This window comes from Nostoc sp., assembly GCF_036917775.1.
Classification (GTDB): Bacteria; Cyanobacteriota; Cyanobacteriia; order Cyanobacteriales; family Nostocaceae; genus Nostoc.
Genome location: NZ_JBALEQ010000120.1, coordinates 1 through 10,458, shown reverse-complemented (window position 1 = coordinate 10,458; position 10,458 = coordinate 1). Strand labels below are relative to the sequence as shown.

The window sequence follows — 10,458 nt, the reverse complement described above, 5'->3', positions numbered from 1 at the left end:
CAACTGAGTCAGGGATGCGATCGCTTTTGGCAGTTGGGTCAGTTGGTTATTGGTGAGGTCAAGCTGTTGCAACTGAGTCAGGGATGCGATCGCTTCTGGCAGTTCGGTCAATTGGTTGTGGGAGAGGTCAAGCTCTTGTAACTGAGTCAGGGATGCGATCGCTTCTGGTATCTCAGTGAGTTCCATATCGCTGAGATCAAGTTCTATTGCTCCCTCTTGCCTTGCCTTTTCAATACGCTGCTCTGCTTCACGATAAGCCTCATCTCGTGCCATGACCAAATCCTTTCTCTCACTAACAAAATCGGAGTAATAGCCAGACTTTTTCTGGGTAACAGCCGATACAGGTAGTTTAGCCAGAAAATCTCAGCCTAACATTCTAATAAACAGCAAGCAACGCCAAGGTAAAAATTTTACTTGAGTTAAAAAGTTTAACCACGTCAAATAATATTGACAATTTAGATAGCTTCCTGATTTAGCGGAATTACAACTACAAATTCTGTACCCTGTCCCTGAGTAGAAATACATTTTAATTCTCCCAGATGTTTTTGAGTGACAATCTGATAACTAATAGATAAACCTAACCCTGTGCCTTTACCAACTGGTTTAGTAGTAAAGAATGGTTCAAATAAGTGTTTTTGGACGTTTTCGGGAATGCCTATACCATTATCAGCAATGCTAATAACTACCTGATGTTCACTATTAAGTTGAGTATGAATTTTAATTTGGGGAGTAGATAGTGCTGCTTTCTTTACTTCCCAATCACCATTTTCCACTGCCTCTTCTAAAGCATCGATCGCATTTGCTAGAAGATTCATAAATACCTGATTAAGTTGTCCAGCATAACATTTTACTAAGGGCAGATCGCCGTACTCTTTGATGATGTCAATTGTGAGAGAGTTAGATTTAGCCTTGAGCCGATGTTCTAGAATGAGCAATGTATTATCTATACCCTCATGGATATTTACAGCTTTCATCTCTGTTTCATCTAACCGAGAAAAGTTTCGCAGCGATAAAACAATTTCTGTGATTCTTTCCGCACCAACAGTCATAGAAGTTAACAAGTTGGGCAAGTCTGTTATTACGAAATTTAGGTCGATGGCTTCTGTTTCTTTTTTAATTTCCGTTACTGGATTAGGATAGTTTTGCTGATATAATTGCAGTATCTTCAGTAAATCTTCAATATATTGATTGGCATAAGTTATGTTGCCATAGATAAAGTTGACTGGGTTGTTAATTTCGTGCGCTACACCTGCTACCAACTGCCCCAAACTGGACATTTTTTCACTATGTATGAGTTGAGATGCTAACTGCTTGGCCTCTTGGCGTAATTGTGCTTCTGAGTATCGCAATATCTGCTCTGCTTGTTTGCGCTGGGTAATGTCGTGGAGAATGACGACATACTCCTGAAAATCCTGATGTGGCCTGTCTGAGATGGAAACTTCTAGGATTTTGTTTTTGCCATTGCGGAGTAAGGTTTGTTCGCTGCGCTTTGTCCACTCCTCTGGATAGTAGACTAATGCAGTTAGCCATTTGTTGAGGTGATTTCCCTCCAACTCCGATGGTTTGACACCAAAGAAAGATTCAGTGGCTGGATTCGCCTGCTGGATAATACCTTGATCGTCCACAACTAAAATACCATCTTGGGCAACAGTAAATAGGTGTTCGGCAGCTTCACGGGCTTCTGCGATCGCAACCACTTGCGGTAAACTTGTCCAACAAGCGATCGCTACTCCCACAAATGCTACCGTCATCAGCAACACCACAAATATATTCTCCCCCGCCTCACTTGCCGTTTTATTTAGTTTGACACCAAATAACCAGCCAACTGCCACTGCGCTGCATAGTAAAAAAATCAGGATGCTCACCTGGAGAACTACCGAGTCCTTGATAATTACCTGAGAGCGTGTGCGATATCGCCGCCTCCACCAACTGGGATGAAATGGAGGGAATTTCACTCGGCGAATCACTGCATCTATTCCCATAACACCAATGGGAAATAATAGCCCAATTAGCAAGTTGAGCCAACCCCAAGCAAGTCCGCCCACCACTAGCACCACAACTTCTAACAGCAGAATCGCCAGAGATATACGAGGGAACAAAACTTGCGAGCGATCGCGCCGCAGCCAAAGCCCCAAATGCAATAACATAAAGGAGACAAACCAGCCAACATTACCAACGGCTACGATTCGCGCGACATCTCCCCAAATCAAATAAATCAGGCACAACACCAGTGTTAATGTCAGTGCCGGCACAAACACACCCCGACGTGAAACAACGGAAAATACAGGTGAGATGTGTTTGTCTAAAGCCAACTGATACAAAATCCGAGGGCAATTAGAAACAACCGTTGCCGAACCTAAAAGACAAGCAGCTACTAGCAAAAAGGAAACACTTATAGCTGCTGATTTTCCCCAGAAAGGTTGGGAAGCCGCCACAAGATTCATAAAAGCATTGTCTTTGAGGCTGGGATCGGTTGCTAACCGCATCATTACCCAAGATCCCCCCAAAAAGATCGGTGGCATCACCCAAGCCGCAACATCTAGAAAGCGCAGCGTCTGGGTGGGTTGACGGCTATCGGCGACAAAAGAAGAAGCTGTTTCACAACTGTAGGTGGCATAAGTGACGAAAAAGAACCACTTTGCCCAATCGACAAAACCCAGAGATGACCAATTGCTAGGAAAAAACCCAGGACTATCACCAGAGAACGCTAACCAGCCCAAACCCTGTACGCAGAAGGTGATTAGCAATCCAAAGGCTGGAATTACAAAAAACAAATGTAAAATACTTAGGGCGCGAGTTCCACTAAACGCGACTATAAACGGCAACAGTGTAAAGCCAATATCTAAAAGTATTTCGGGACAGACAATACCCAGCGCCTCCAAATTCACCTTAATTAAATCTTTGAGGACGATGGTATTAACTGACAGGTAAGAAACCCAGTTGAGCAAGTATCCAATTGCTGCATAGCAAGCTATTCCTGGATAGTTTTGCAGCAACTTAGTAGCATAGTTTGGCGTTCCTCCAGCCACATTTATAAAATACATACCCAAGCGTTTCACCTGGTAATTGAGCAGCATTCCGAAAATCACCGCAGGTATCCAGACAAAAATAGCTTGGGGACCAAGAGCAGCATGAATTGCTGGAACCAATGCTGTCCAGGAAATATGAGCTGTTAAACCGAAACCCCAACTTTCAACAGCACTTAAGCTTCTAGTCAAGCGCGGGTAAGAAGATTGGCCCAAAGTGGGATGAGCAGGATGGGACATCATTGGCTGTGTTGGGTGGGATACTGTAATTAAACTTATTAGCTAGAGTTCCCATCTTCTAAATGTTCTGAACAGAGACTTTTTGCTCGAAATCATAACATATTCACACCACCAGCATTTCTTTACACCATAATTTGGTTTTCCAGGTGCAATTGACAGTAGCCTATCTTTATTCCCACTCCATGCTTTCAGGAAGCTTCTTATTGAGAAAACGATCCATGCAGCGCTCCGCTAAAGCCGCGATGGTTAGCGATGGGTTAGTGCAGGCAGTCGAACTAGGAATCAGAGAACCATCTACAACAAACAAATTAGAATAGCCGTGGACTTTGCCGTAAGTGTTGCATACAGCACCCATAGTTGCTCCACCAAGAGGATGCGCCGTAGCGCTAAAGTCAAGTGGTGCGCCAAAAGTAGTACCATTAGCTTGATTTAGCCGTTGGTAAGTATACTGATTAGCTTGGGTAATTTTCTGATTATTGGCTGAGTCTTTCGGCCAGAATAGATTAGCTGATTGCGTAGAAGTATTGTAAGTCAGATAGCCCTCTGGCTTGACGATCGCAAGGCTCGCAGGAGCTAACACACCTTGAGGAACTATTGGAAAAGGAAATTGCTCGGTGACTATTGGAGCAATGGGATTGTCAAAGTCTTCAATTACTACCGATGCTGGCCCGCCTAGTGTGGCATTAGTTTGACCAGAAGTAACGATCGCACTCACCGCATCACCGTTAGTTCCCCACAATTTCCCGACTTGATTGTTCAGGCGACCTAATGTCCCATTATGCTTGGCACGTAAAAGCAATTCAGTAGTGCCAATGGAACCGGCTGCTAAAAACAGATAACGACAGATAAAGGATTTTTTAGTCAGTACAACTCCCCGCTCATCGATTTGATTACAGGTAACACGGTAACGCCCAGCATGGTATTCCTCAATCGTGTCTACTACGTGTAGGGGTCGAATTTCCACCTTTTTAGTAGCTTCTGCCATGCTCAGATAATTTTGATCTAAGCTCTTTTTTGCACCACTGTTGATACCATAGTAAACTTGACCTGCGATCGCCGAAGGAACCTTTTTACCCGCAATTTCTTGGCGAACGATATCCCAATCAACAGCCACATCAAGCTTGCGACCTTTTAAACCAGCTTTGGCTGCTTGCTCTAATAAAATACGGCTGGCTAAATAGTAGTCAGTCTGTAGAATATCATCCGGTATGGGAGAAGGTTTGAGGACGGAACGCACCTTTGGATAGTAAACTTTATCCAGTTCCTCATATTTAATGCTGCGTGGAAAAACTTGATAAAAAAGTTCTTTAGTTGGCTGATAACTGGCAGCATTGTAGACTAGCGAACCGCCTCCTACCCCCGCCCCACGATAAGCAATAATCCCATCGCCTACTTTAACATCTAGGACACCAGTATAAATATCAATTGGAACTTGGTTGAATATAACTGTAGTCGGACTTAACCAAGTAGACCGACCATCTGGATTTTGATATGTGGAGAAAGTATTACCTGCATTGGTTATTGGCCATCGTCGTCCCCGTTCCAATACTATGGTTTTAATTCCAGCTTCACCAAGGCGCAATGCTGCAACTGCTCCACCAAAACCGCTACCAATCACCAGCGCTTCTACACATTCTTCACCACGATAGGTTGCAGAAGCAATTTTAGACACGCCTATACTTGCAGTTGCTGCCAGTGTTGCTCGAATAAATTGACGACGTTTAATTACGCCTGACATACTTGATTTCCTGTACGAGTTGATTATGCAGCGACACGTTGACATACCAGTTGAAATAACTAGCTGTAATTGATGTCTTTAAGGAATTACAGAAGTAACTTAAAAATCTCGACCACCTGGTTATGGCAACTTCTGTTACATTCGTTGCACAATCCCAAAAATATCAGTATCAAAAATAGTTGATCTGCCAAATTGCCAAAAATTTGTTTTTGTGTATTTAGAGACTGGTGAATTGCGGGGTAGTTGTCTCACCCACCTGTAACACTTCACGTTATTCTTGATCAAACGTCAGCGAATAAGTTTATTGCAGCGAACTTTAAAAAGCATGGGTGGCAAATTAATTGTATTTGAAGGGGTGGAAGGCTGTGGCAAAACCAGCCAAATGCAGCTTTGTTCTCAATGGTTGGAAAGTTTGGGTGTTTCTGTGGTGGTCACTCGCGAACCAGGGGGAACAGAGTTAGGCTTACATCTTCGCCGCTTACTACTAGAGAAGGCAGAGGATAAGCCAGTTGCAGAAGTGACAGAACTTTTATTGTATGCTGCTGACCGATCGCAACACGTGGAACAAGAACTTAAACCAAATCTCGCAGCAGGGAAATATATTTTATGCGATCGCTACACTGACTCTACCATTGCCTACCAAGGATATGGTCGCGGTTTGAATATGAGTTTAATCAATCAGCTTAACTATATTGCCACTGCTGGCTTAGAGAGTGATTTAACTATTTGGCTAGATGTCGATGTCGAAGTGGGACTAGCCCGCAAACGTGGAGATGGAATCGGACTAGACCGCATTGAACAAGAAACAATCGCTTTTCATCGACGCGTTCAGCAAGGATACGCAGAGTTAGCAGCATCTAATCCTTCAAGAATTGTACGGGTAGATGGCAGCTTGAGTAAAGAAGCTGTGCAACAAGTAATTCAAGGAATTCTGCGCGTACATTTGAACCCGGATTTCTCACGCATAGTTTAGGCAGAGGGAGAAGAGGAGTGTGGGGAGTGTGGGGGGTAAGACTTCTTCCCCGTCCTCCCACACCTCCCACACCTCCCACACCTCCCACACCTCCCACACCTCCCACACCTCCCACACTCCTTGATTTCTTTCTCACTTGTGAGAAAGAAATCAAGGTTGAAGGGATTGCCATAGGTATGTCTCAAATTTTGAAGTGTTTACTTAACTGTCTTAACTGTCCTTGCATCCTTGCTTTAAGCCTGAGAATATAAAAGACGTGGTATTTTCCGATTCCACACCCGCATATAAAACGATTGGATTGTTCACAAAAGCGTTAGCGCAGACTGCCGCAGGCATCGTTATCTTCAGGGGTCTAACAAACCCACTACACTAAAACGAAGCTTAATTTTCCATTTCATTTATATATTTCAATAAAAGCTTGGGAGGAAGAGTTTGTATGAAATTTAAGTCTGTTTCCATAGGTATTGGTTTAAGCATTCTTAGTTTTTCAGTTAGTTCATTCCCACGGACTGTATTCAATTCACCACGAGTCCTTGCCCAAGAAGTTAGTTCTTCATGTCCTCTACCATCTGATATTGCCGTTACCTTCCTAAATTCTAAATGTGAAGAAGTCAAACTAGATGAGCCTAAGACTTTTTATCGTTACTATAGTAGCAGTGAGAATAGATATGGTAGGTATTTAACAACTGATAAATACGAAACAAATGTAGAAGTAATTAGGAATTTAGCTCTCAATCAATCATGGGGCAATAAAGCCACTATGATTCAACCAGTTACTCTGCCGGCAGGAACGACAGTTTATCAAGGCATTGTTGCCCCTCAAACCCCCACTCAATGCTATCCTGGCGGTGGTCAACAGACTTTTATTAAAGATACAAGAGATCCAAATATTAAGTGGTCTGAGGGGCAAAATATCATCGCAAAAGATTTTAGTTGTCCGTAAAAATTATGCAAAACAACACAGAAGAATTCATCAAATTGCTCGATAAAGCTCTTCAGATTGCCGAACAGACTCGTAAAGATAAACAACCAGAATTTAAGCATTCAGAGCGTTTAAACAATCTGATTTCTGCCCTAGAATCTATTAAAAATAAGACGCTGATTGGTAAACTTGAAGCATCAGGAGGAATCTCAACCCTTGGGCTGTCCCGTGAAGTGGCTGATTGGATTGAGCCGTTAGATTCGCCATTATTAAAAGCTGTAGGCAAGATAGAGGAATATTACCAAAAATATCTCTAAATACTACAGGTTTAATAAGTAAAGTGGATCGCCCTTTAGTCCAATGTCAACTCAGCTATAGGAATCGGGTTTGATTTCTGAAAATATACGTAGGATGTGTTAGCGACAGCGTAACGCATCAAACCCATGATCATAGTGCGTTACGAACTCCGTTCTAACACACTCTACATCCCTAATTTTGTTCAAAAATCAAATAGTAATCCTATATCGATATTCTTTCATATCAAGCTCTCTTTTTCAAACCTCATATTCATCAATCAGAATGTAAAAAAAAGCGATCGCATCCTTAAACTTAAAGAGCGATCGCTAATTTTTTAACTACCAAGTAGAGATTAAGCAGCAACAGGTTCCAACAATTTGATGTCAGAGAAGATAAATTCCTGAATGGATATTTCTCCTGCTGTCTCGGTACGAATCTCCCGACGATTTAGGATAAAATAATCACCAACTTTTTCATATTCATCGACAAATTCGCTTCTACCGCCCTTTTGTTCCCCAGTTTTGGGGTCATGGTAAACAGAGTCATAGCGGTGGGACAAGTAGCCTTCTCCGGTGTCGTGGCTGCTGAAAGTGTCAATTGTCACGAAAGTACCGTGGATGAGACGGTGAACATGACACACTTCATTATTGCGGACTTTGTATTTATCGCCCTCAGCCTTACCACCCATTAAAAGCTCAACCGCACCAGTTTCGTCAGTTTTACCATAGGTAAAGGTATTGGCGCTGTGAGTGTCTTCAAAACTGCGGCGGACGCGGTGAATTGCTATCTCCCACGCTTGACCATGAATTGCTTTCTGAGCTGGCTCGTCATCTACACCCAAAACTTCGGCTTTGAGATTGGCAGTGATGATAACCTTGCCTGTAAATACTTTATCATCTTGCTTATAGGTAATATTTGCGGTATAACCGGGAAAATTCTTGTCCCAAGTATAGCGGTTCTCATAAGCAGCCCGGAAAAGTTCCTGAGCAGAGAGTTGTGTAACTGTCATGTGCTTCTCCTAGTCGCTACTGTAAATTAGCGTTTTAGTTTCGTTGGTATTAGCATAGAAGTAATTGTTGAGGCTTGGATAGTCCCCAACTGGGTACACTTATGCTTATGGTTAATTCTCTCCACGCCATATTTCATGCGATCGCCAATGTCCAAAATGAGCAAGAATTAAGGCTAGCTCTCACGGATAAAATTGGTGAGCATTTTGGTGTGCAAAATTGGGGTATTTATCTCCTAGACGATCAGCCAACGGCCCAAATCGATGTTCAGGGTATTCCGGCAGTATGCTTAGAAAGCAATCCAGTCGGGCGCTACGTGGTTGAGCGTCACGCTCCCGCCCATGAGCAGTTATTATTATCACCAGGAGACTGGAAGCATTTTTGCTCGCGTTCCGATCACGAACACGTAATGACTGGGCCAATTGTTTGCGATGGTCGTCTTGTAGGAACACTTAACTTGGCTCGTGATAAGGGAAATCCTGCTTTTAATGGCAACGATTTGGCCGATCTGAGTGCATTATGTATCCATTTATCAGCAAAAATGGCGACTCTACGGACGACAAAACCACAAATATCCAATTCCCTTTTAGTAAGTCCTCTAACAGCGCGTGAGTTAGAAATTGCCGAATTAGTGGCACAGGGGTTAACAAACGCAGAAATTGGGGAAAAACTTTGGATTACGCAAAATTCTGTCAAACAAGCTTTGAAGAGGATGTTTCGTAAGTTGAAGGTTTCGGCGCGTGCAGAAATGGTGGCAAAGCTACAAGATATCAAAGTTTCTTAGAGGATGTTTGAAAAGTCCTCTTGTCGGTATCAAATAGTTTTAGATCCCCTAAATCCCTCTTAAAAAAGGGGACTTTGATTTCGTTTCTCCCCTTTAAACTTTGTGAGAGGACTAACCCAGTATTTAAACTTAGCTTAAACATCTTGTTCTGAAATGTGATCTAAATTCATCACTACACAGGAGTGCTTAATTATGGTGCAGGACGAACTAAAGAACAAAGTAGCTTTGATTACTGGTGCAAATAAAGGTCTGGGGCTGGAAATGAGTCGTCAACTTGGACAACATGGATTGACAATTCTGATAGCGGCCCGAAACTTAGATGCAGCTAAAACAGCAGCGAGTAACTTAGAGAACGAAGGAATAATAGCTCACCCAATTGCCCTGGATGTCACTGATAGTAATCAAATTGAATCTGCTGTTCAACAAATTAGTAACTCTTTTGGGAAACTTGATGTCTTGATCAATAACGCAGGTGTGTTTTTAGATGGTGATTGGTTAACCAGTAATGCTAGTTCTATTTCTGTAGACATTATTCGACAGACATTTAGCACCAACTTTTTTGGCTTAGTAGAATTAACTCAACGAGCATTGCCGTTAATATTGAATAGCCCTAGCGGTCGAATTGTGAATATGTCGAGTATTGAAGGCTCTTTAACACTTCATGCTGACCCCAATTCATTCATCTATGATTCCAAACCATTTGCTTACAATGCTTCTAAGGCAGCAGTGAACTCATTCACGATTCATTTAGCTCATGAGTTACGCAATACTCCGGTGAAGATTAATAGCGCTCATCCGGGTTGGGTAAAAACGGAATTAGGTGGTGAAGGTGCAATGATGGACATCGCATTAGGTGCGAAAACTGGTGTTGAATTAGCGATATTGCCAAATGATGGCCCCAGTGGTGGTTTTTTCCATCTTGGGGAACCAGTAGCTTGGTAACTTATGCCAAGACTTGAAGCCGTCGCATAAATTATTAGTGATTACGCAAATTTTTCACGATTTTCGTACACTCGATAGTAATGAATATTGATTCTTATGGCGAATAGCGATTCATCTCATACATTGAAGGAATGGGATGAATCGCCGTCTTTTGTAAAAAGTTGAGCATTATACTTCTAACTCTGATTTTTCCATATTCAGTGAAAAGTCGGCTCTAACTCTAATCAAGTCATCTATTGTTAGAGGTGCTTATTAGTACATTTATACTGACTTAAGTATTGGATATTGCCCCCAATTAGTGCTTGAGAATTAGTATTTTACGCTGATATGCTTCAATCTCAGCTTCAAGTTCAGCACGCAATTAAATTGGTGTAAGTGGATGAATTTTCTTCTCTTTTGAAGTTTCCATACGATTGCTCCTATTGTTGTTTTGATTAGACTCATCCGCGAATCATGAAAGCTTACCAGGAGAGAGTTACAAGGATTTGCACGGAAGGAGCGATCGCTATCTGGCTGTACGAGGAAATAA

10 protein-coding genes are annotated in these 10,458 nt (G+C 42.3%); 5 read left to right on the top strand and 5 right to left on the bottom strand.

What is annotated here, in order from left to right; genetic code table 11:
* The 3 genes from V7K69_RS24660 to V7K69_RS24650 form a co-directional block, all read right to left on the bottom strand.
* Positions 1 to 273: leucine-rich repeat domain-containing protein (locus V7K69_RS24660; protein ID WP_335039207.1), on the bottom strand; the 273-nt coding region annotated here is incomplete at its 3' end.
* Between the two features lie 182 nt (positions 274 to 455).
* Complete coding sequence (locus V7K69_RS24655; RefSeq protein ID WP_335039205.1) at positions 456 to 3,269, bottom strand: ATP-binding protein; 2,814 nt, start codon at positions 3,267 to 3,269, stop codon at positions 456 to 458.
* A gap of 166 nt (positions 3,270 to 3,435) precedes the next feature.
* Positions 3,436 to 5,004 (bottom strand): GMC oxidoreductase, encoded by a 1,569-nt coding sequence (locus V7K69_RS24650; protein ID WP_335039202.1) that lies wholly within the window; start codon positions 5,002 to 5,004, stop codon positions 3,436 to 3,438.
* A 325-nt stretch (positions 5,005 to 5,329) separates the two neighbouring features.
* On the opposite strand from V7K69_RS24650, the gene tmk reads away from it, so the two are divergent.
* From tmk to V7K69_RS24635, 3 genes are all read left to right on the top strand, one after another.
* Positions 5,330 to 5,977: a dTMP kinase gene (gene tmk, locus V7K69_RS24645; protein ID WP_335039200.1), complete on the top strand. Its 648-nt coding sequence runs from the start codon at positions 5,330 to 5,332 to the stop codon at positions 5,975 to 5,977.
* 436 nt (positions 5,978 to 6,413) lie between these two features.
* A complete protein-coding gene (locus V7K69_RS24640; protein WP_335039198.1) occupies positions 6,414 to 6,920 on the top strand; it encodes a hypothetical protein in 507 nt (168 codons plus the stop codon).
* A gap of 5 nt (positions 6,921 to 6,925) precedes the next feature.
* On the top strand, positions 6,926 to 7,216 hold the full coding sequence (locus tag V7K69_RS24635; RefSeq protein WP_335039196.1) for a hypothetical protein: 291 nt from the start codon (positions 6,926 to 6,928) through the stop codon (positions 7,214 to 7,216).
* Positions 7,217 to 7,548: 332 nt separating this feature from the next.
* Here the strand turns inward: V7K69_RS24635 and V7K69_RS24630 are convergent, their stop codons facing one another.
* A complete protein-coding gene (locus V7K69_RS24630) occupies positions 7,549 to 8,205 on the bottom strand; it encodes a DUF3386 domain-containing protein (protein ID WP_335039194.1) in 657 nt (218 codons plus the stop codon).
* Between the two features lie 107 nt (positions 8,206 to 8,312).
* On the opposite strand from V7K69_RS24630, the gene V7K69_RS24625 reads away from it, so the two are divergent.
* Both V7K69_RS24625 and V7K69_RS24620 read left to right on the top strand, forming a co-directional pair.
* Positions 8,313 to 8,987: a LuxR C-terminal-related transcriptional regulator gene (locus V7K69_RS24625; protein ID WP_335039192.1), complete on the top strand. Its 675-nt coding sequence runs from the start codon at positions 8,313 to 8,315 to the stop codon at positions 8,985 to 8,987.
* A 192-nt stretch (positions 8,988 to 9,179) separates the two neighbouring features.
* Entirely contained in the window at positions 9,180 to 9,929 is a 750-nt protein-coding gene (locus tag V7K69_RS24620; RefSeq protein WP_335039190.1) for an SDR family oxidoreductase, read from the top strand.
* 309 nt (positions 9,930 to 10,238) lie between these two features.
* Here V7K69_RS24620 and V7K69_RS24615 read toward each other — a convergent pair.
* A partial coding sequence (locus tag V7K69_RS24615; protein WP_335039188.1) for a hypothetical protein occupies positions 10,239 to 10,458 on the bottom strand: 220 nt, incomplete at its 5' end.

Excerpts from the sequence above, each read along its gene's own strand:
- V7K69_RS24655 (WP_335039205.1), bottom strand. The coding sequence starts at position 3,269 with ATGATGTCCCATCCTGCTCATCCCACTTTGGGCCAATCTTCTTACCCG.
- V7K69_RS24650 (WP_335039202.1), bottom strand. The coding sequence starts at position 5,004 with ATGTCAGGCGTAATTAAACGTCGTCAATTTATTCGAGCAACACTGGCA.
- tmk (WP_335039200.1), top strand. The coding sequence starts at position 5,330 with ATGGGTGGCAAATTAATTGTATTTGAAGGGGTGGAAGGCTGTGGCAAA.
- V7K69_RS24640 (WP_335039198.1), top strand. The coding sequence starts at position 6,414 with ATGAAATTTAAGTCTGTTTCCATAGGTATTGGTTTAAGCATTCTTAGT.
- V7K69_RS24635 (WP_335039196.1), top strand. The coding sequence starts at position 6,926 with ATGCAAAACAACACAGAAGAATTCATCAAATTGCTCGATAAAGCTCTT.
- V7K69_RS24630 (WP_335039194.1), bottom strand. The coding sequence starts at position 8,205 with ATGACAGTTACACAACTCTCTGCTCAGGAACTTTTCCGGGCTGCTTAT.
- V7K69_RS24625 (WP_335039192.1), top strand. The coding sequence starts at position 8,313 with ATGGTTAATTCTCTCCACGCCATATTTCATGCGATCGCCAATGTCCAA.
- V7K69_RS24620 (WP_335039190.1), top strand. The coding sequence starts at position 9,180 with ATGGTGCAGGACGAACTAAAGAACAAAGTAGCTTTGATTACTGGTGCA.